At 72.3% G+C, this 19,760-nt stretch carries 17 protein-coding genes; 5 read left to right on the top strand and 12 right to left on the bottom strand.

What is annotated here, in order from left to right; genetic code table 11:
• The first annotated feature begins 54 nt into the window (after window positions 1-54).
• Together AB0P24_RS39405 and AB0P24_RS39400 are read left to right on the top strand one after the other, a co-directional pair.
• On the top strand, window positions 55-1,596 hold the full coding sequence (locus tag AB0P24_RS39405; RefSeq protein WP_365802730.1) for an alpha/beta hydrolase: 1,542 nt from the start codon (window positions 55-57) through the stop codon (window positions 1,594-1,596).
• Window positions 1,597-1,807: 211 nt separating this feature from the next.
• Entirely contained in the window at window positions 1,808-3,361 is a 1,554-nt protein-coding gene (locus tag AB0P24_RS39400) for an alpha/beta hydrolase (protein ID WP_365802728.1), read from the top strand.
• A gap of 62 nt (window positions 3,362-3,423) precedes the next feature.
• Here AB0P24_RS39400 and moeZ read toward each other — a convergent pair whose 3' ends face one another.
• From moeZ to AB0P24_RS39340, 12 genes are all read right to left on the bottom strand, one after another.
• Window positions 3,424-4,602 (bottom strand): adenylyltransferase/sulfurtransferase MoeZ, encoded by a 1,179-nt coding sequence (gene moeZ, locus AB0P24_RS39395; RefSeq protein ID WP_181805304.1) that lies wholly within the window; start codon window positions 4,600-4,602, stop codon window positions 3,424-3,426.
• 63 nt (window positions 4,603-4,665) lie between these two features.
• A complete protein-coding gene (locus AB0P24_RS39390; RefSeq protein ID WP_365802726.1) occupies window positions 4,666-5,415 on the bottom strand; it encodes a spherulation-specific family 4 protein in 750 nt (249 codons plus the stop codon).
• Window positions 5,403-6,362, bottom strand: coding sequence for an NAD-dependent epimerase/dehydratase family protein (locus AB0P24_RS39385; RefSeq protein WP_365802724.1), 960 nt, complete (start codon window positions 6,360-6,362; stop codon window positions 5,403-5,405). Before AB0P24_RS39385 ends, AB0P24_RS39390 begins: the two co-directional genes overlap by 13 nt.
• Window positions 6,363-6,543: 181 nt before the next feature.
• Entirely contained in the window at window positions 6,544-7,875 is a 1,332-nt protein-coding gene (locus tag AB0P24_RS39380) for a hypothetical protein (RefSeq protein WP_365802722.1), read from the bottom strand.
• Entirely contained in the window at window positions 7,872-9,683 is a 1,812-nt protein-coding gene (locus AB0P24_RS39375; protein ID WP_365802720.1) for a DUF3492 domain-containing protein, read from the bottom strand. Before AB0P24_RS39375 ends, AB0P24_RS39380 begins: the two co-directional genes overlap by 4 nt.
• Before the next feature lie 216 nt (window positions 9,684-9,899).
• A complete protein-coding gene (locus AB0P24_RS39370) occupies window positions 9,900-11,504 on the bottom strand; it encodes an ABC transporter ATP-binding protein (RefSeq protein ID WP_365802718.1) in 1,605 nt (534 codons plus the stop codon).
• Window positions 11,501-12,499 carry an ABC transporter permease gene (locus AB0P24_RS39365; RefSeq protein ID WP_365802716.1) on the bottom strand — a complete coding sequence of 333 codons (999 nt, stop codon included), beginning with the start codon at window positions 12,497-12,499 and terminating at the stop codon, window positions 11,501-11,503. Before AB0P24_RS39365 ends, AB0P24_RS39370 begins: the two co-directional genes overlap by 4 nt.
• Window positions 12,496-13,500 (bottom strand): ABC transporter permease, encoded by a 1,005-nt coding sequence (locus AB0P24_RS39360; protein WP_365802714.1) that lies wholly within the window; start codon window positions 13,498-13,500, stop codon window positions 12,496-12,498. The genes AB0P24_RS39365 and AB0P24_RS39360 overlap by 4 nt, the downstream gene beginning before the upstream one ends.
• A gap of 4 nt (window positions 13,501-13,504) precedes the next feature.
• Complete coding sequence (locus AB0P24_RS39355) at window positions 13,505-15,223, bottom strand: ABC transporter substrate-binding protein (RefSeq protein ID WP_365802712.1); 1,719 nt, start codon at window positions 15,221-15,223, stop codon at window positions 13,505-13,507.
• Between the two features lie 166 nt (window positions 15,224-15,389).
• A complete protein-coding gene (locus tag AB0P24_RS39350) occupies window positions 15,390-15,482 on the bottom strand; it encodes an Ms4533A family Cys-rich leader peptide (protein WP_351321593.1) in 93 nt (30 codons plus the stop codon).
• A gap of 56 nt (window positions 15,483-15,538) precedes the next feature.
• Window positions 15,539-16,585, bottom strand: coding sequence for a DUF3152 domain-containing protein (locus tag AB0P24_RS39345; protein ID WP_365802710.1), 1,047 nt, complete (start codon window positions 16,583-16,585; stop codon window positions 15,539-15,541).
• A gap of 448 nt (window positions 16,586-17,033) precedes the next feature.
• A complete protein-coding gene (locus AB0P24_RS39340; protein WP_365802708.1) occupies window positions 17,034-18,053 on the bottom strand; it encodes an alpha/beta hydrolase in 1,020 nt (339 codons plus the stop codon).
• Window positions 18,054-18,242: 189 nt separating this feature from the next.
• On the opposite strand from AB0P24_RS39340, the gene AB0P24_RS39335 reads away from it, so the two are divergent.
• The 3 genes from AB0P24_RS39335 to AB0P24_RS39325 all read left to right on the top strand — a co-directional run bounded on the left by AB0P24_RS39335 (window position 18,243) and on the right by AB0P24_RS39325 (window position 19,657).
• The gene (locus AB0P24_RS39335; RefSeq protein WP_365802706.1) at window positions 18,243-18,467 is read left to right on the top strand and encodes a hypothetical protein; all 225 of its coding nucleotides are present in this window, start codon (window positions 18,243-18,245) and stop codon (window positions 18,465-18,467) included.
• A gap of 178 nt (window positions 18,468-18,645) precedes the next feature.
• Window positions 18,646-19,290 (top strand): TetR/AcrR family transcriptional regulator, encoded by a 645-nt coding sequence (locus AB0P24_RS39330; protein WP_181807050.1) that lies wholly within the window; start codon window positions 18,646-18,648, stop codon window positions 19,288-19,290.
• Window positions 19,291-19,429: 139 nt separating this feature from the next.
• Complete coding sequence (locus tag AB0P24_RS39325; RefSeq protein ID WP_352367019.1) at window positions 19,430-19,657, top strand: DUF3107 domain-containing protein; 228 nt, start codon at window positions 19,430-19,432, stop codon at window positions 19,655-19,657.
• Window positions 19,658-19,760: the final 103 nt, after the last annotated feature.

The raw sequence follows: 19,760 nt of genomic DNA, 5'->3' as shown, positions 1-19,760 counted from the left end.
CTCGGACGGCTCGCGCCCCGCGCGCGTGGCCGTGCGCGCCCCCAGGATGGGAGCATGCCGAACCCCTTCCGGATCCGCGTCGCCGCCCTGACCGCCGCCCTCGCGCTGTCCTCCGTGCTGACCGGGTGCGGCGACAGCTCCGAGGGCGGGGATCTGACGGCGCAGAAGCTGGACTGGAAGAGCTGCCCGGCGCCCGACGCGGCCGAGGGCAGCGGCGACGCGCCGTCACCACTGCCCGGCGGCGGCTCCTGGCAGTGCGCCACCTTGAAGGCCCCCCTGGACTGGTCGAAGCCGAAGGGCGCCACCATCGGCCTCGCCCTGATCCGGGCCAGGGCCAGCGGCGACGCGAGCGAACGGATCGGTTCCCTGATCTTCAACTTCGGCGGCCCCGGCGGCAGCGGGGTCACCACGCTCCCCGCGTTCGGCGAGGACTACGCGGCCCTGCGCACCCGCTACGACCTCGTCAGCTTCGACCCGCGCGGAGTCGGCCGCAGCGACCCCGTCGAGTGCGAGAACGACGCCCAGCTCGACAACTACTTCCAGCAGGACGCGACGCCCGACACCAGCGCCGAGCGCACCCAGCTGATCAACCGCACCCAGCAGTTCAACGCCGCCTGCGAGAAGAACTCCCGGACGATCCTTCCGCACGTGCCCACCACCGACGCCGCCCGCGACATGGACCTGATGCGTCAGGTTCTCGGCGACCGGCAACTGCACTACTTCGGCATCTCCTACGGCACCGAACTCGGCGGCGTCTACGCCCACCTGTTCCCGAAGAACGTGGGCCGGGCCGTCTTCGACGCCGTCGTCGACCCCACCCAGGACCCGGAGCAGAGCTCGCTCGGACAGGCCAAGGGCTTCCAGCTCGCGCTCGACAACTTCGCCGAGGACTGCACGTCGAAGAAGACGGAGTGCCCGATCGGCGACACCCCGCAGGACGTGAAGAACCGTATCGCCAGACTCCTCGCGGACCTCGACAGGAAACCGATCCCCGGCATCGTCCCGCGCCAGCTCACCCAGACCGCCGCCACCAACGGCATCGCCCAGTCCCTGTACTCCAAGGATTTCTGGGAGTACCTCACCGAGGGGCTCGAAGAGGCCTACGCCGGCGACGGGAAGATCCTCATGCTGCTGTCCGACGCGATGAACGGCCGCAGCCAGAACGGCGAGTACAGCAACATCACGGCGGCGAACATCGCCATCAACTGCGCCGACCAGAAGCCGCGGTACACCGCCGACTACATCCAGCGGAAAGTCCCCGAGTTCCGCGCCGCCTCCCCGCTGTTCGGCGACTACCTCGCCTGGGGCATGGCCAGCTGCACGAACTGGGCGGTGCCGGGCGCCGCCGACCATCCCGACGTCAGCGCGCCCGGGTCGGCGCCGATCCTGGTCGTGGGGAACACCGGGGATCCGGCCACCCCGTACGAAGGCGCGAAGAAAATGGTGGACGCGCTCGGAAAGGGAGTCGGGGTCGAGCTGACGTACAAGGGACAGGGACACGGGGCGTACGACAGCAAGAACAAGTGCGTGCAGGGTGCCGTGAACAGCTATCTGCTGGAGGGGACGGTGCCGAAGGCCGGAACGGTCTGCACGTAGGCGTCCGCGGCCGCGTAGCGGCTGATCGCTCCCACACAGCGGAGTCCCCTGCCCCCTGCCCAGCACAGCCCCAACCCCTCGCGGGGCACCGCATAACCGCAGGTCACAAGGTTATCCACAGGCCCTCACGGGCACTGCGCGATCCGCCTACTATGACGTGACCGCTTTCCGCGACGAACCTGCGGAGGGCCTGTGTGGGGGGTGTGCGCGCATGTTGCGATATGTACGATGGGCGGCCGCTGTTGTGGCTGGGCTGCTCGTGGCCGGGTGCGGCGGTGGGTCGTCGGACGGGGGCGCGGACGAAGGCAAGGCGTCAGGGCAGCCGTCGGCCGCCACGTCCACCGCCGGCGGTTCGGCCGCCCTGCCCGCTTCCCTCACCTCCCAGAAGCTCGACTGGCGCCGCTGCCAGGCCACCTCGGACGCCGCCGCGCCCGGGGACGAGTGGCGGTGTGCGACGCTCAAGGTGCCGTTGGACTGGGCGAAGCCGGACGGGGAGACGATCGGGCTGGCGCTGATCCGGGCGCGGGCGAGCGGCGGTTCGGGGAAGCGGATCGGCTCGCTGCTGTTCAACTTCGGCGGGCCGGGCGGCTCCGGTGTCTCGACGATGCCGTACTACGCCTCCACCGTCTCCGCGCTGCGCGAGCGGTACGACCTGGTGAGCTGGGACCCGCGCGGGGTGGGAGCCAGTGAGGGGATCCGCTGCCGCAGCGACAAGGCCGTCCAGAGCGCCGAGTCGATCGACGCGACACCGGACACCGCGGCCGAGGAGACCGCGTACTTCAAGGACGCCGCCGATTTCGGCAAGGGCTGCCAGAAGGCCGCCGGCAAGCTGATCGCGCATGTGTCGACGACCGACACGGCCCGCGACATGGACCTGATGCGCCAGGTCCTCGGCGACGCGAAGACGCACTACTTCGGCATCTCGTACGGCACCGAACTCGGTGGCGTCTACGCCCACCTGTTCCCGAAGAAGGTGGGGCGGCTGATCCTGGACGCGGTGGTGGACCCGACGGCCGACTCGGTCGGCCAGGAGAAGAACCAGGCCGCAGGCTTCCAGCGAGCCCTGGACGACTACCTCAAGTCCACCGGCCAGGACCCGGAGCAGGGCTCTGAGAAGATCGTCGCTCTGCTCAAGAGGCTGGACGCCACACCGCTGCCCACGTCGTCCGGGCGGAAGCTGACCCAGACCCTCGCGGTGACCGGCATCGTGCTGCCGCTGTACAGCCAGGACAGCTGGCCGACGCTGACCGGCGCGCTCAAGGCGGCCGAGGAGGGCGACGGCTCGGAACTGCTGTCGCTCGCGGACCAGTACAACGAGCGGGACTCCTCGGGGCACTACGGCACGACCACGCACGCGCAACGGGTCATATCGTGCCTGGACGACAAGGAGCGGCCGACGCTCGCCGAGACGAAGAAACTGCTGCCCCAGTTCGAGAAGGTCTCGCCCGTCTTCGGGGACTTCCTGGGCTGGGACTCGGCCGGCTGGTGCCACGACTGGCCGGTGGCCGGGCAGTACGACACCCCGGAGGTGAGCGCACCGGGCGCGGCCCCGATCCTGCTGGTCGGCAACACGGGCGATCCGGCGACTCCCTACGAGGGCGCCCGGAAGATGGCCGACGAACTGGGCAAGGGTGTCGGCGTCGAGCTGACCTGGAAGGGCGAGGGCCACGGCGCGTACGGCAGCGGCAGCGACTGCGTGGACTCGACGGTGAACGCCTATCTGGTCAACGGCACGGTCCCGAAGGACGGCACGGTCTGCTCATGACGAAGGCGGGGGCTCCGGGCACCTGTCGTGCCCGAGACCCCCGCCCGCCGCGGAGCCGCTGCTCAGTAGACCGGCTTCGACGGCTCGATCTGGTTGACCCAGCCGATCACGCCGCCGCCGACGTGGACCGCGTCCGCGAAGCCCGCGGACTTCAGGACCGCGAGGACCTCCGCACTGCGGACACCCGTCTTGCAGTGCAGGACGATCTTCTTGTCCTGGGGCAGCCCCTCCAGGGCGGTGCCGAGGAGGAACTCGTTCTTCGGGATCAGCTTGGCGCCCGGGATGGAGACGATCTCGTACTCGTTCGGCTCACGGACGTCGATGATCTCGATGTTCTCGCCGTCGTCGATCCACTCCTTGAGCTGCTTGGGAGTGATCGTCGAGCCGGCGGCCGCCTGCTGGGCCTCCTCGGAGACGACGCCGCAGAAGGCCTCGTAGTCGATGAGCTCGGTGACGGTGGGGTTCTCGCCGCAGACCGCGCAGTTCGGGTCCTTGCGCACCTTGACCTGGCGGTACTGCATCTCCAGGGCGTCGTAGATCATCAGGCGGCCGACGAGGGGCTCGCCGGTGCCGGTGAGGACCTTGATGGCCTCGGTGACCTGGATGGAGCCGATCGACGCGCACAGCACGCCGAGGACGCCGCCCTCGGCGCAGGAGGGGACCATGCCCGGCGGCGGGGGCTCCGGGTAGAGGCAGCGGTAGCAGGGGCCGTACTCGGACCAGAAGACCGAGGCCTGGCCGTCGAAGCGGTAGATGGAGCCCCATACGTACGGCTTGTTCAGCAGCACGCAGGCGTCGTTCACCAGGTAGCGGGTGGCGAAGTTGTCCGTGCCGTCGACGATCAGGTCGTACTGGCTGAAGATGTCCATCACGTTCTCGGCCTCGAGCCGCTCTTCGTGAAGGACCACGTTCACGTACGGATTGATGCCGAGGACGGAGTCACGGGCGGACTCGGCCTTGGAGCGGCCGATGTCGGCCTGGCTGTGGATGATCTGGCGCTGCAGGTTCGACTCGTCGACCTCGTCGAACTCCACGATGCCCAGCGTGCCGACGCCCGCGGCGGCCAGGTACATCAGCGCCGGCGAGCCCAGGCCGCCGGCGCCCACACAGAGCACCTTGGCGTTCTTCAGCCGCTTCTGCCCGTCCATCCCGACGTCAGGGATGATCAGGTGGCGGGAGTACCTGCGGACCTCGTCTACGGTGAGCTCAGAGGCTGGCTCAACCAGGGGTGGCAGCGACACGGGGACTCCGTTGATCGGTCAATCACTACAGTTGTTCTCCCTGTAACACTGCCACGGGCTTCTTCATTCCGAGACACCCGTTCCGATCCGCGAGACGATTTCGTCCCAGTAACCGGGCATGGTCTCCCAGGGATCCGCCCGGCCCCAGCGATCGGTCCGGTCGGTGAAGTAGATCGTGGCGGCGCCCTGCCAGCGGGCTATGCGCAGCGCCTCGTCGAGGTGTCCGAGGGGCACACCGTGCACGAAGTGGCAGAAGCGGTCGGGCGGATAGTCGGCGGTCCACTCGGCGACCTGGGACCAGCGGTAGTCGCTCCAGGGCCCCGCGAAGGTCACCAGCTGGTCGGCGTTCTCGGCGTAGCCCGGGTGGGGGTGGGTGCCGTGGCCGAGGACGATGTGAGGGTCGTCACCGATGGCGCGGAGCGTCGTGACCGCGCGGCGGATGTCGGGGAGCGCGGTGCGCTCGGTGGGGCAGCGGTCCAGCAGGAAGCCGTCGACGCGGTACCAGTCGTGGAAGTGCCGGGCGTCGGCGATCAGGTCACCGTGGGGGCGGGCGCCGTAGGTGCCGTCCAGGTGGCCGAGAACGCGGACTCCCGCGTTGCGGAGCCGGCCGGCCGCCTCCAGGCAGTGCGGGTCGGGGCGGCTGCCGGGGCCGTTCGCCACGTTGAGGACGACCCAGTGCAAGGGGGTGCCGGGGCGGGTGAGCTCGGCCCATTGGGCGGGGGCGAGGAGGGGGTGGGCGTAGCCGGGGATGCCGACGGCGGTGCGGAATCCGGTGGTCGCGGCGCCCGCCCGGGTGCTGGTCAGATGCGGCATGCCGCCTCCATCCAGATGTCCGCGAGGGACTCTTCGAGGTTGATGCGGGGCCGCCAGCCGAGCCGGTCGCGGGCGCAGCGCACGTCGGCCTGCTGCCAGCTGCCGCAGCCGTCCGGGTACGGGTACGCGACCGGGCCGGTGTGCTCGCCGTCCGTCCGGGGGTGGCCGATGGCGCCGCGCAGCGGGCCGGGTGGGCCGTCCAGTTCGTGCAGGGCGCCGCCGTATCCGGCGACCCTGGCGAGGACGCCGGCGGCGTCGCGGAGCCGGACGGCGCGGCCGGAGCCGATGTTGATGACGCCCTGGGCGGCGGAGAGCGAGGCCGCGTGGACGGCGCGGGCGACGTCGCGTACGTCGACGAAGTCGCGCTGGACGCCGAGGCCGCCGAGTTTGAGTTCGCCGTCGCCGGACTGCATGGCGCGGCGCATGGCTTCGGCGAGGCGGCCGAGCGGGGAGCCGGCCGGGGTGCCCGGCCCGGCCGGCGAGAAGACGCGCAGGACGACGGCGTCCAGGCCGGAGCCGAGGACGAGTTCGGTGGCGGCGAGCTTGCTGACGCCGTACGGGCCGCCGGGGCGGGGCACGGCGTCCTCCGCGGTGGAGGAGCCGGGCTGGCTCGGGCCGTACTCGGAGCTGCAGCCGACCTGCACCAGGCGGGCACCGCAGCCGCTGCGGCGCAGGGCCTCGCAGACGGTGGCGACGGCGACGGTGTTGTGCCGGGTGAGTTCGCGGGCGCCGCCGCGGGTGGCGCCGGCACAGTTCACGATGACACCCGGGTGGACCGCGTCGAGGAAACGGGTGAGCGCGCCGGGGCTGCCGGTGGCGAGGTCGAAGCGGACGTCGGCGTCGTCGCCGCGGCCGAGCGCGGTGAGCTGGACGGCCGGGTCGGCGAGCAGCCGGTCGGCGACGAAGCGGCCGAGGTATCCGTTGGCTCCGATCAGCAGAACCCTCATCGTGCGGCTCCCGGGGTGTGCGCTCCGGCGACTCCGGGGGTTCCGGACGCTCCGGGTCCGGGTCGGGAGGTGGTCATCTGGTGGTCTCCTTCGAGGGATGGTGCGGTTGCCTCCGGCGGAGTGCCGGGCGCCTGCCGCCGGGACGGCTCGGCGAGGCATGCGAGGACATCGGCGGCGGTGTTCACTCCGGGTCTCCCGTCGGCGCGTGGGCCGAGGCCCGGGTGAGGGTGCGGGTCGCCCGGAACAGCAGCGTCAGTGCGGCGGCGCCGCAGACGAGCGACGGGACGCTGTTCGGGCCCCAGGCGTCGACCAGGGCGTCGACGGGAGCGGCCAGGAAGGCCCAGCCGGGCAGCCGGCCGGCCAGGACGAGGGCCACGGCCGCCGCTTCCGCGGCGGCGGCGACGGCGAGGGCGGGCCCCTGCCGGACGTGGTGTACGGCGAGGAGACGGGCGAGCAGGAGGAGGGCGCCGAGCGGGAGGGCCGCCGGGTAGCCGGCGGGTTCGCCGAGGGCCGCGCCGCACAGGGCGAGCAGGGCGGTGAGGGCGCCGAGGAAGAGGGCGAACGTGCCGAGCAGCAACGGCTGCACGGCGCCGGTGAACTCCTCCAGGCCCCGGCTGCTCGCGAGCCTGCGGCGGGCGCCCGCCCTCAGGAGGCGGGTGCTCCAGGCCGCCGGGGCACAGGCCAGGGTGAGGGCGAGGACGGGCGCCGTGGTCACCGGCCAGGGGCCGTGGGCGGCGCCGGTCGGGAGGCCGTCGGGGCCGCCGTCCACGACGGCCCGCAGCAGACCGTCGCCGAGGAGGACGTAGGCGAGGAGCCAGCAGGTCCACGCGCGCGTGCCGGTGGCGGAGCGCCAGGTGGACGTACGGGCCGGCACGGCCAGGGGGCCGCGGCGCAGGGCCGGGCGTACGGCCAGGGCGACGGCGAGCACGCCGGCGACTGCCACCAGGAGGCGGGGGCGGCCCTCGGTGAGCCGTAAGCCGGTGACGGCCGCCGCGCACACGGCGCCCGGGAGGAGCGTGCGCAGCGCCCGGTCGGCGCGCAAGCGGGGCGCGGAAGCCGGTTCGGGGCGCGGGTGGGGGTTCTCGTCGCGGGGCACGCGCGCGTAGAGCTCTTCGGCGAGCGAGAAGACGTCACGGTGCCGGAAACGGGCGGCGGTGCGGTCGGTGACGCCGTGCGCTTCGAGGCCGGCCGCGATCTCCAGAGGGTCCACGGCCCGCTCGCAGAGCGCGCGGTGACGGTGCATCAGCGTCTTGACGGGGTCGGCGGTGGCGCCTCGGCGCGGGGTGGAGCCGCGGCTGCCGACGGTGTCCTCGGCAGCCGTCCGGCCGCCCGGAGAGACCTCACCGGCCGCCTGCGGGCCGTCCCCGGGGACGGCGTCCCCCGAGCCGTCCTCGTCAGCTCCCAGGAGCCAGTCCTGCGACCGTGCGTCCCAGGCGTCGGCGGCGCCGGGCCGCCCCGGCCGGTCGAGCTTCCCCAGACCGCCGTTCGGCGCGCCGGCCGCGTCACCGTTCACAGCACCCCCTCGGTGGCCGTGCGCGGGGTGGCCCGTGCCGGGGTGGGCCGCGGGGCGGTGCCCAGGGCCCAGCCGGGCCCGGCACGATGCGCGACGCGGGCCGTGGGGCCGGCCCAGTGGCCGGGCACGTGAGCCTCGGCGGGGACGGCGAACGGCCGGGGCTCGCCCGCCTGGCCGAGGACGACCCGGCGGACCGGGCAGTGCGAGACGATCTCCAGGTAAATGTTGTGAAATGCCGCGATGTTCTGCTCGACGGTGAACAGTTCGAGCGCGCGGGCGCGCGCGGCCGCTCCGAGGCGTTCACGGCGCTCGGGGTCGCGCAGCAGCGCCACGCACGCCTCCGCGAGCGCCCGTGGATTGCGCGGGGGTACGACGAGCCCGGTGCCGCCGACGGCCTCCACCACGGCGCCGACGTCCGTGGAGACGGTCGCCCGGCCGCAGAGCATCGCCTCCACGAGCCCCACCGGGAAGCCCTCGACGACGCTGGAGAGCACGACGACCGCGCCGGACGCGTAGGCGTCGGCGAGGGTCGGCGCCTCGGGGCCGCCTATCTCCTCGAAGGAGACCGGGTTGTCGCCGACGGCGTGCACCCCCTCGGCCTCGTCGGGGAAGAGCTGGGCGGCGAGCGCCCTGCAGTGCCGGAGATAGGCCCCGCCCTCCGGCCCCGCCGGGGCGCCCACGACCCGCAGTCGCGCCTTGGGCTCCCGCCTGCGGATCTCAGCGAAGGCGTGCAGCAGGGACACCAGGTCCTTGGCCGGCTCGATACGGCCGACCCACACGAGCGTGTCCGGGTCGGCGCGGTCCGGTGCCTCGCCCACCTCGGTGAACCGGGCGGCGGCCAGGCCGGGATGGACGGTACGGATACGGGCACGGTCGGCGCCGCAGTGCTCCTGCCAGCGGCGGGCGTGCGCGTTGCCCGGGGTGATGATCGCGGCGCGGCGGTAGACCTCGGCGGCGAGGCGGCCGTGGAAGGCGGCGAGCAGGGCGCGGACGGCCGGGGTGGCCGCGTCGGGACCGAAGGCGAGGTAGTGCGAGCGCAGGTGGACGCCGTACTCGGTGACCAGCAGCGGTACGCCGGAGAAGTGCCCGGCGAGCAGGCCTGCCAGGGCGGCGGGGCCGCCGGCGGTGGCGTGGCAGAGGTCGGCCGCGCCGAGGCCGTCGTCGCCGTACCAGTCCAGGGAGAGGGGCCGCAGGGCGCGTTCGAGGTGATCGGCGACGGCCAGCAGATCGGGCACGCGCGCCGCGCGCAACGTACCGAGTGCGCGGGGCGCGCGGCAGGCGCGCTCCAGCGTGCGCACGGCGGTGTCGGAGCGGAGCGCGCCGACCAGGCCGCCCTCGTCGCGGGCGAGTTCGGCGAGTCCGTGGAGGGCGCTGCCGAAACGGTCCACCAGGGAACCGGGTGCGGTACCGGAGCCGACCGGGGCGCCCGGCCCGTCCAGGCCGTTCGGACCGCCCACGCCGTTCGGACCGTCCGCACCGTTCGGGCCGTCCGCACTGTCCTGACCGTCCGCCCCCGGACCGGCGCACAGCACACCGGCGAGCTCGCCGTAGCTCTCGGCGAAGCGCCGGTGCGCGCGCCGTCCGTACCTGACCCCGTCCTCCTCGGCGGTCCACAGGGGGGCCGTCCGCACCCGGCTGACGTGCGGCGGCAACGGCAGCCAGCCTTCGTCCTCCTGGCGACGGGTGCGGCTGAGCGCGTAGAGGTCGAACTCGTGCTGCCCGAGCCCGCGCACGAGCCGGTCGCACCAGAGTCTGGCCTCACCGCTCACATACGGATAGCCACCCTCCGTAAGCAGTCCGATGCGCACGTGTGCACCCCCGATCGATCTCCCGTATGGCGAGCCACCGTGGCCCGGTGGCTCGCAGCGGGACGAACGTATGCGGACAAGGCGGTGGCGCGACGGACGGTTGTCCATCGCGCCACCAAAAGGGGTGAACGGGCGTAACTTTCCCGTGCGGGTGACGTTCGGTCGCGCTAGGCAGTCGAGCTGCGGCGGAACGTCACGCCGCGGTCTGCGGAAACGTCACGCCGACGCCAGCTCCCGGCGCGCCGCCCGCCGCCGGGCCGCGGCCCCGGGGTCGAGAACGGGTACGGCGGCCAGGAGCTGTCTGGTGTAAGGGTCCTGCGGGTGGTCGTAGACCTCGTCGGCGGTCCCGGTCTCGACGATCCGGCCGCGGCGCATGACCGCGACCCGGTCGCTGACCTGGCGCACGACGGCGAGGTCGTGAGCGACGAAGACGAGCGCGAGCCCGAGTTCGCGCTGGAGTTCGCCGAGCAGGGCGACGACCTGGGCCTGGGTGGTGACGTCCAGCGCGGAGACCGGCTCGTCGCAGACGATGACGCGCGGGTCGGCCGCGAGCGCCCGCGCGATGCCGACGCGCTGGCGCTGGCCGCCGCTGAACTCGTGCGGGTAGCGCTCGTAGTGCGCCCCTTCGAGCCCCACGCGCTCCAGCAGTTCGGTCACCCGCGCCCGGATGCGCCCCTCGTCACTCCCCCGGAGCCTCAGGGCCCGCGCGCGCAGTGGGTCGGCGATCGACTCGCCGATGCTGCGCCGCGGGTTGAGGGAGGACAGCGGGTCCTGGAAGACCATCTGGACGGCCGGGTTCACGCCCACGCGCGCGTGGCCGTCGTGACGGACCTCCCCCGCCGTCGGCTCCAGCAGCCCGACCAGCATCCGCCCGAGGGTGGTCTTGCCGCTGCCGCTCTCGCCGACGACACCGAGGGTCTCGCCCCGGCGCACGGTCAGCGACACGTCGTCCACGGCTGCGAAGGCCCGCTTGCCGCGCCCGAACTCGCGGCGCAGGCCGGACGCCTCCAGGACGACCTCCCCGGACGCCTGTGAGGGCGCGCGCACCGCGTCCACGCGCGGGACGGCGGAGAGCAGTTCGCGGGTGTACGGCTCGGCGGGCGCGCCGAGCACGGCGGTGACCGGCCCCTGTTCGACCACGCGCCCGTGCCGCATGACGAGCACCCGGTCGACGCTCTCGGCGGCGACCCCCACGTCGTGGGTGACGAGCAGCAGGCCCATGCCGGTCTCCTCGCGCAGCGTGTGCAGCAGGTCGAGGATCTGGGCCTGGACGGTCACGTCGAGGGCGGTGGTGGGCTCGTCGGCGATGAGCAGCTCGGGCGCGCAGGCGAGCGCCATGGCGATCAGCGCGCGCTGGCGCATGCCGCCGCTGAACTCGTGCGGGCGGGACCGGGAGCGGCGCCGGGCGTCCGGGATGCCGACCCGGTCGAGCACCTCCACGGCACGCGCGCGTGCGGCTCGTCGTGACCCGCGCGTGTGCACGCGGTACACCTCGGCGATCTGGTCGCCGATCGCGTAGTAGGGGTCGAGGGACGACAGCGGGTCCTGGAAGACCATCGCCGCCTTCGCACCGCGCAGCCGCCGCAGTTCGCCGTCCGAGGCGGCCTGTACGTCGGTGCCGGCGACCTCGATCGACCCGCCGACCCGCGCCCCGGTGCCGTGGTGCAGACCGAGCAGGGCCGAGGCGACCGTGGACTTGCCGGAGCCGGACTCGCCGACCAGGGCGAGGGCGGCGCCGCGCTCCAGGGTGAGCGAGAGCCCGTCCACGGCTCGCAGGTCGCCGAACTCGACCGTCAGATCAGTGACTCGGACGAGACTCACGTCAGTACCACCCGTCGGTCGGCCACCGCGTACAGCACGTCCGCGACGGCGTTGGCGAGGACCACGAAGAACCCGATGACGAGGACCATGCCGACGACGACGGGCAGGTCGACCACGTTGACGGCGTGGACGAGTTCCTGGCCGAGGCCGGGCAGTCCGAACAGCGTCTCGGTGAGCACGGCGCCGCCGACGGCCGAGCCGAAGTTGTTGGCGTTCAGCGCGATGACCGGCGCGAGCGCCCCGCGCAGGGCGTGCCGGCCGACGATCGACCGCTCGCCGACGCCGTACGCGCGGAAGGTGCGGATGTGGTCCTCGGCCAGGGTCTCCAGCATGGACGCCCGGGTCAGCCGGGCGAACGAGGCGGCCTCGATGAGGGCGAGGGAGAGCCAGGGCAGCAGCAGGTTCCACGCCCACTGCTCGGGGTCGTCGGTGAACTTCACGTACTGCGGGAAGGGCAGGAGCTGAAGTTCGCCGCAGACGACGATCATCAGGACCAGGCCGATGACGAAGACCGGCGTGGCCCAGCCCGCCAGTGTGAGAGCGGTCAGCACCCGCTCGGTGAGCCGGCCGCGCCGCCAGGCGGAGAGCACGCCCGTGCCGACGCCCAGGACCAGCCACAGCACCATCGCGCCGAACACCAGCGAGAGGCTGACCGGGAGCCTGGTCAGGATGATGCCCAGGACCTGCTGGTCGGTCTGGTAGGAGAGGCCGAGGCAGGGCGCGGAGCAGTGCTCCACGGAGGTGCCGGTGGAGTAGTCCTGGCCGGCGACCAGGCCCTGGAGGAAGTGCCAGTAGCGCACGTACAGGGGGTCGTCGAGGTGCAGTTGCAGGGCCACCTGGTGCACCTGCTCCGGGGAGCAGCGCGGGCCGCAGGTGATCTGGGCGACGTTGCCCGGCGTGACGTAGAAGACGACGTAGACGATCACCGAGATGGCGAGCAGGGTCGCCAGGGTGCCGATGGTGCGGCGGAGCAGGAAGCCGCCGAAGCCGTTCACGCGGATTCCTCCTTCGCGGTCCGGGCCGCGCGCCCCCGGCCGGTGCCGACGGCGAGCCGGGAGGCGGCGCGCGGGTCCAGGGCGGTGCGGACGCCGTCACCGAGGACGGCCATCGCGAGCACGGTCACGAACAGCGCGCCGGCCGGCAGCAGCAGGTACTGCGGGGCCGCCTGGTACCAGACGTCGGCAGCGGTGAGCATCTGGCCCCAGGAGGGGGTCGGCGGCTTCACGCCGACGCCGAGGAAGGACAGGGCCGCCTCGGCGCTGATGTTGACCGGGATGAGGATCGAGGCGTACGTGATGACCGGGGCGGCCAGGCCGGGCAGCAGCTCGCGGCGGGCGATGCGCCAGGCGCCCCAGCCGCTGAGCCGCGCGGCGGCGACGTAGTCGAGCCCCTTCAGGGTGAGCGTCTGGGCGCGCACGATCTTCGCGATGGTGCCCCAGGAGATGAACCCGATGACGAGGGTGACCAGGACGGGCCGCGGAAAGCTCTGCGGCACGATCGCGAGCAGCGCCAGCGCCATGATCATCAGGGGCAGTGCGACGAAGATGTCCGTGATCCGGCTCAGCAGTTGGTCGATCCAGCCACCGCCGAGCGCGGCCGCCACGCCGACGGCCAGCCCGAGGAAGACCTGGATCACGGTCGCCGCGAACGCGACGCCCAGGGAGACCCGCGCCCCGTACACCAGCCGTGCGAACAGATCGCGCCCTGTCTGCGGCTCCACGCCCAGCCAGTGGTCGCCGGAGACGCCGCCGAGGGAGCCGATCGGCACGCCGCCGCGCGCGGAGTCGATGAGGGAGGGGTGGTAGGTGGTCGGGTCCTGGCCCTCCAGGGCGGTGAGCAACGGCGCGGCGAGCGCGACCAGGACGAGCAGCGCGACGATCCCCGCCGCGACCGTGGCGGCCCGCTGCGAACGCAGCCGCCGCCAGAACTGACGAGCCCCCGAGGCCCCCGAGGCGGGCGCCTCGGGGGCCTGGGTGGCGACAAGTGCCTCACTCACGGCGCTACTTCACCGCGACCTGGGAGATGTCCAGGACACCGGTCCAGTCGCTGATCACGACGTTCTTGATGTCCTTGCCGACCAGCCGCTTGTAGACGGGGTGGAACAGCGGCACGGTCAGCGCCTGGGCGCCGATCTTCTCGTCCAGCGCGCCCCACCGCTTGGCGGCCGCGTCAAGGTCGGTCAACTTGTTGATCGCGTCAATCTCGGCGTTGACCGAAGCATCGTTGAGCTGGGAGGCGTTGAAGTTCGCGCCGTCCTTGACGATCTGCCGGCCGTCGAAGATCGGGGCGAGGAAGGGACCGCCGGAGGGCCAGTCGGCACCCCACGCGGCGAGGAAGAAGCCCGGCTCGGTCTTCACGCTGTGGACCGTGTCGGAGTAGTTGTTGTCCTCCAGGCCCTGGAGCTTGACGGTGATGCCTGCCTTCTTGAGGGCGTCCTGGATCGCGGTCGCGATCTCGGGGCTCGTCTTGAAGTTCTGGGCGTTGTCGTGGGTCAGCGTGACCGTGAGCCCGTTCGGGTAACCGGCCTCCTTCAGCAGCTCCTTGGCCTTGGCCGCGTTGCCGCTGTCACCCGCCGGGAAGAGGTCGTACGGCGTGTAGCCGAAGGACTTCTGGTCGGGCAGGAAGGTGGTCGCGGGCTCGGCGAGGGCGCTGCCGCCCGCCGCGTTGATCACGGACGACCGGTCGACGGCGTACGAGATCGCCTGCCGGACCTTGGGGTTGTCGAACGGCTTGACCTTCGGGTTGAACGCTATGTAGTTCGTGTAGCCGAAGTGCCCGGTACCGACGCGCGCGGCGAGTTCCTTGTCGCCCGTGACCTTGGCGAGTTCGGCGGGGCCGAGGTTGGTGTCCGTCGTCACGGCGGCCGCGTCCGTCCCCCGGGACGCGGACAGCCGCTGGTTGATCACGGACGAGTCGAGCCCGGACTGCACGTCGATCCTGTCCGGGTACGCCTTGCGCTGGTCGTCGACGGCCGCCGACCAGTACGTGTTCCGCTCCAGCACCAGGTGCTCACCGTCGTTCTCGTTCTTCACGACCTTGTAGGGGCCGGACGAGATCGGGTGCTCCTCGTACTTCGTGCCCGTGTCCTTGGCCTTCGGGACCGGCGTGAACTGCGTCTGGGTGGCCAGGAACGGGAACTCGCCCTCGGGCTTGTTCAGGTGGAAGACGATCGTCCGGCTGTCCGGCGTCTCGATCGCCGGCAGCCCCTTGCTGTCCTTGTAGGGCCCCTGGTAGTCGGCGGCGCCGACCAGCCAGTCCCGCAGGTAGGGCGCGCCGCCGGAGAGTTCGGGGGCGAAGGAGCGCTCGATGCCGTACTTGATGTCGGCGGAGGTGATCGGGGTGCCGTCCTCGTACTTGAGGCCCGGCTTCAGGGTGTACGTCCACACGGTCGCGTTCTTGCTCGGGCGCCCGGTGTCGGTGGCCAGGTCGGGGACGACCTTGGTGCCGGCGGCGCCGTCCGCGCGGTTGCGGGTGGTGAGCGTACGGAAGACCAGGGAGGGCACGTTGCCGCCGCCGGAGGTGTACAGGCGGGCCGGATCGAAGTCCGACTGGGGGTCGGAGTTCAGGACGGTGAGCGTGCCGCCCTTGTGCGGCGTGGAGTCGCCACCGGAGCCGTTGGCATCGTTGTCCTTCGGCCCGCACGCGGCGGCGCCCGCTGCCACGACCAGGGCAAGCGAAACGTACGCCGCGCGGGCGCTGTTCACGGACGGGTGACGCATCGGAATGACGACCTCTCGGAAGGCAAGTCTCGATTGATGAGACAGATTGACGAGGAGTGAGACGAAAGTGAACAGACGTCTGCCCGGGCGTCAGGTCGCCGAGAGAGCCGTGACCCAGGTCACGGCGACAGAGGAAAAGCGCGACGCGAACGCCTGCGGGCGAGCGTCAGCGACAGTGAATGTCGGCCACGCAGAGCGCGGTCACGCCGATGAGCGCCAGCTCGATGGCGGCGCGCGCGGAGGCGTGAAGGGACGACATGCCCAGAAATATGTACGACCTTTCTGCGCATGTCAATGTGATGAATGAGCCACCTGTCAACTCTTGGGATACGGCCAGGGGTTGGGCAGACAGTGGATTCCGTCGTGGTCGAGGAACTTCGTCTGCTGCTGCATGACCGGCGCCGGCTCGCCGTCCTTGTCACAGGTCACATGGCCGTAGCCGAGCCGGTGTCCGACCTCGTGGTTGATCAGCATCTGCCGGTAGGCGTGGATCCTGTCGCCGTAGGTCTTGCTGCCCTGGGCCCATCTGTATGCGTTGATCATGACTCGTTCGGTGGCGGCCGAGTCGCAGGACACGTTGTCCTCGGTCGTGTCGAGGCCGGACTTGGCGCACCACTTGGCGGTGGTGCCGGGGCTGGCGAGCGTGATCACGAAGTCGGGCTTGCCGGAGGAGACACGCGCGAAGGTGCGGGCGCCGCCGTGGGCCCAGCTGCGGTCGTCGTTGAGCGTCTTCTGCACGGCCTCGGCGAACAGTCTGCCGTCCAGCCCGAGCCCCTGCTCCACGTCGACGCGGTAGGTGTACTTCCGCCCCTTGCCCGGCGCCTTCGCGCTCCCGGGCACGGTGGTGAACTTCCCGGATCCGGCCAGCTCGGCGCCGAGCGGGTACTTCTCGCCCATCGCCTGCTCGTACGACAGCGTCGCCACGCTCGGCGAGGCGGAGACAGACGGCGTCGTACGGCTGTTTCCGCGCGAGGCGGCGCCGTCGGTGGCCCGCGTCTCGCCCGTGGACGACTGCGACCGTGCGGCGCCGGCGTTCCGGCCGTCGACGACGTGGCCGACGACGATCACCGCGAGCACGGTGGTGACGGCGGCGGCCGCGACCCCGGCGAAGGTCCGGCTCTTGCCGCCCCCCGGCTGCGCGGGCTCGCCGGTGGGCGCGGCGTCGACGTCATCGGTGTCACCGCCGCCGGCTCCGGCCGGAAGCACCGAGGTGTGCGGGCCGACCCCGGGCGGATACGTTTCCGCGCGCTGGGCGCCGATCCGGGGGCGGGGCCCGAAGAGGTCGACGTCCTCGTCGAAGGCGTCGACATAGTCCTGCCGCGGGCTGCCGGGCCCGCCCTGCCTCTGCCGCGGTATGGACACACCGGCCGCCCTGAAGGCGGCACCGGCAGGCCCGGAAGCAGCACCAAGGGCCCCGGAGCCGGCCCCGGCGGCCCCACCCGGCCCGCCCCAGCCACCGCCCGCTTCACGCTGCTGGGGGTGCCCACCACGCACGCGTGGGACGCCATGCGCCGGGGTCCCGTCCGGGAAACGCGGGACGCCGTGCGCCGGGGTCCCGTCCGGGAAACGCGGCACCCCTCGAGCAGGTGTGCCGTCGGGCACGCGCGGGGTGCCCTGGGCGGGCGTACCGTCCGTGAAGCGCGGCGGTCCGCCCGCGGGTGTCCCGGCGGCCGGACGCGGCACCGGCACCCCCGCTGGCCCGCGCCCCCCGTCCCCCGGACCCGGCTTCTGGGCCGCGCGTACGTTCGCTATGTCCGCCGCGTCACCCTTGGGTGCCGGGCCGCGGCGGCTGTGGCGTCCCACTCCCCCCTCAGCTCCCCGTCCCCGGTGCGGTCGGGCCGCCGCCGATGGTCCGGGCAGCCGGTTGGTCGCCCGCCTCCACGGCGGCCGCGAGGAGTTCACGGAACGCCTCGGCCACCGTCTCCGGGTACTCCATCATCGCCACATGCCCGGCGTCCGGCAGGGAGAGCAGCCGGGAGTAGCGGAAGCTGCGCGCGGCCTTCTGTGCCATGCGGTAGCCGACGAGCTGGTCGCGGCCGCCGTAGATCAGCAGGGTCGGGGCGAGGACGCGCTCGGCCTGGCGCCAGAGCCCGTGCTGGCCGCCCAGGGTGTACGCGTTGACGATCCCGCGCGCGGACCGCGCCATCGCGTCCCAGAAGTACGGCAGCCGCAGCCGCCGTTCCAGTTCCTCGACCGCGTGCTGGAACGCCTCGGGCGTCACCCGGCTGGGATCGCCGTAGCAGAGGGCCAGCACGCCCCGTACCCGCTGTTCGGCCGTCCACTTGCCGGTCGTGCGGGTGAGGAGCCCGGCGACGCCGGGGAGCCCGAGCAGGACCGTCGGCACGGCGGTGCGCTGCACACGCAGCTCCGGCAGGGCCGGTGAGACGAGCGTGAGGGTGCGGACGAGGTCCGGGCGGGCGGCGGCGACGCGGGTGGCGACCGCGCCGCCGAGGGAGTTGCCGAAGAGATGGACGGGACCGCGGCCGGAGGCGTCGAGGTAGCGGATGACCGCGCGCGCGTGCCCGGTGACCGAGTAGTTGCCGTCGTCCGGTGGCGGCGAGTTCCCGAAGCCCGGCAGGTCGACCGCCTCGCCGTCCACGGCGTCTTCGAGCCGCTCCATCAGCTGCGACCAGTTCTGCGAGGAGCCGCCGAGCCCGTGGATGTACAGCGCGGGCGGCAGGCCCTCGCGCGCGGGCGGCCTGGCACGGACCGAGAGAGTGACGCCGGACAGCCCCACCGAGCGCAGCCGCTCACCCTCCGCGACTCTGACCGCCGCCGCCTCGGGGAGCACGCTGGTGGGCGGCACTGAGGGCAGCTCCGTCGAAGACATGGGCCAATGTTACGAGACGATCACACAGTGATTCATGTGTTCGGCGTCACACCGCCGTCGGGGGAACGGCCCTGGCCGGGCTCCGCATGGCATAGCGTCCGCATCCGGTGTCTCCTAGGCTCGTAAACAGGGCACCCGGTTGTGGCCTTCCCTGCTGTGCCAGGGACGTTCGAAGGAAGGGAGCCCACCATGACCTACGACCCCACCGACCCCGACGTGCTCGACGAAGCAGAGGCGGAGGACGCCCAGGAGATCGACGTCGAGGCCCCGGAGGGCGACACGGCCGAGCAGCACGCGGACGTCGCACCTTCCCACGACGACCCGCTCACCGGCGTGGACCCGGGCCGCGCCAACGAGGCCGATCTCATCGAACAGGCGCGTGTGGTCTCCCTCGACGAGGACGACTACCGCTGACCGCGACCAGCCTCCGGCGGGCCCACCTGGCCTGTCCGCGCTTCCCGGTGTTTCCGGGTGCGGCTTTCGCCGTCGTCCGGTACGTGAAATTCTGCGCTCGCACCGCGCACAGCACGGTTACCGAAAAGTACGATAGCCGCGCGGAGCGATCCGCATGTGGACCATCTTGGGAGGCGGCGTGACAGCCATCGAGCAGACAGAGGCGGCACGCCCGCGGGGCACTCGCCTGCCGCGCCGTGCCCGACGCAACCAGTTGCTGGGCGCCGCCCAGGAAGTATTCGTCGCGCAGGGGTACCACGCGGCCGCGATGGACGACATCGCCGAACGCGCCGGCGTCAGCAAGCCGGTCCTCTACCAGCACTTCCCGGGCAAGCTCGACCTCTACCTGGCCCTGCTGGACCAGCACTGCGAAGCGCTGATCCAGGCGGTGCGCGGCGCGCTCGCGTCGACGACCGACAACAAGCAGCGGGTCCGGGCGACCATGGACGCGTACTTCGGCTACGTCGAGGACGACGGCGGGGCCTTCCGCCTGGTCTTCGAGTCCGACCTGACGAACGAGCCCGCGGTGCGCGAGCGTGTCGACAAGGTCACCACCGAGTGCGCCGAGGCGATCTGCGAGGTCATCGCCGAGGACACCGGTCTGTCGCGTGCCGAGTCGATGCTGCTGGCCTCCGGCCTCGGCGGTCTCGCCCAGGTGGTGGCGCGTTCCTGGCTGCACAGCGACCGGACCGTCCCGCGCGACCAGGCGGTGCAGCTGCTGACGTCACTGGCATGGCGGGGCATCGCCGGCTTCCCGCTGCACGGCATCGAGTCCCACCACTGACGCCCTTGCCCGGAATTCCCGTTCTCTGTTCGCTCCTGGCGTGGTCGCGCGCAGCGTGTACGTCCCCTCACCGGGCTAATGTGTGCTGCGTACGGCGCGGAAGGTCGCGCACTTCACTGACCGTCGGAGGGACATAGCCGTGGAGGTCAAGATCGGCGTGCAGCACGCGCCCCGCGAGATCGTTCTGGAGAGCGGTCTGAACGCCGAGGAGGTCGAGCGCATCGTCGCCGACGCGCTGGCCGGCAAGTCACAGGTGCTGTCCCTGGAGGACGAGCGCGGCCGCAAGGTCCTGGTCCCCACGGACCGCCTGGCGTACATCGAGCTCGGCGAGCCGACGGTGCGCAAGGTCGGCTTCAGCGCGGTCTGACCACAGCAGCGCGGAGGGGCCGGGCGGACGGGGGTTCGCCCCGCCCCCCCCCCGGGGGGGCCCTAGACAATATGGGCCCAAAAAGACCGCGCAGGGGGGATGG

Origin of the sequence: Streptomyces sp. NPDC086519 (assembly GCF_040686075.1) — a bacterium.
Classification (GTDB): domain Bacteria; phylum Actinomycetota; class Actinomycetes; order Streptomycetales; family Streptomycetaceae; genus Streptomyces; species Streptomyces shenzhenensis.
Note: the sequence above shows the minus strand (reverse complement) of the source record. Positions and strands in the feature narration are given on the sequence as shown.

Coding starts and splice junctions, on each gene's coding strand:
- AB0P24_RS39405 (WP_365802730.1), top strand. CDS start 55: ATGCCGAACCCCTTCCGGATCCGCGTCGCCGCCCTGACCGCCGCCCTC.
- AB0P24_RS39400 (WP_365802728.1), top strand. CDS start 1,808: ATGTTGCGATATGTACGATGGGCGGCCGCTGTTGTGGCTGGGCTGCTC.
- AB0P24_RS39390 (WP_365802726.1), bottom strand. CDS start 5,415: ATGCCGCATCTGACCAGCACCCGGGCGGGCGCCGCGACCACCGGATTC.
- AB0P24_RS39385 (WP_365802724.1), bottom strand. CDS start 6,362: ATGAGGGTTCTGCTGATCGGAGCCAACGGATACCTCGGCCGCTTCGTC.
- AB0P24_RS39355 (WP_365802712.1), bottom strand. CDS start 15,223: ATGCGTCACCCGTCCGTGAACAGCGCCCGCGCGGCGTACGTTTCGCTT.
- AB0P24_RS39350 (WP_351321593.1), bottom strand. CDS start 15,482: ATGTCGTCCCTTCACGCCTCCGCGCGCGCCGCCATCGAGCTGGCGCTC.
- AB0P24_RS39340 (WP_365802708.1), bottom strand. CDS start 18,053: ATGTCTTCGACGGAGCTGCCCTCAGTGCCGCCCACCAGCGTGCTCCCC.
- AB0P24_RS39335 (WP_365802706.1), top strand. CDS start 18,243: ATGACCTACGACCCCACCGACCCCGACGTGCTCGACGAAGCAGAGGCG.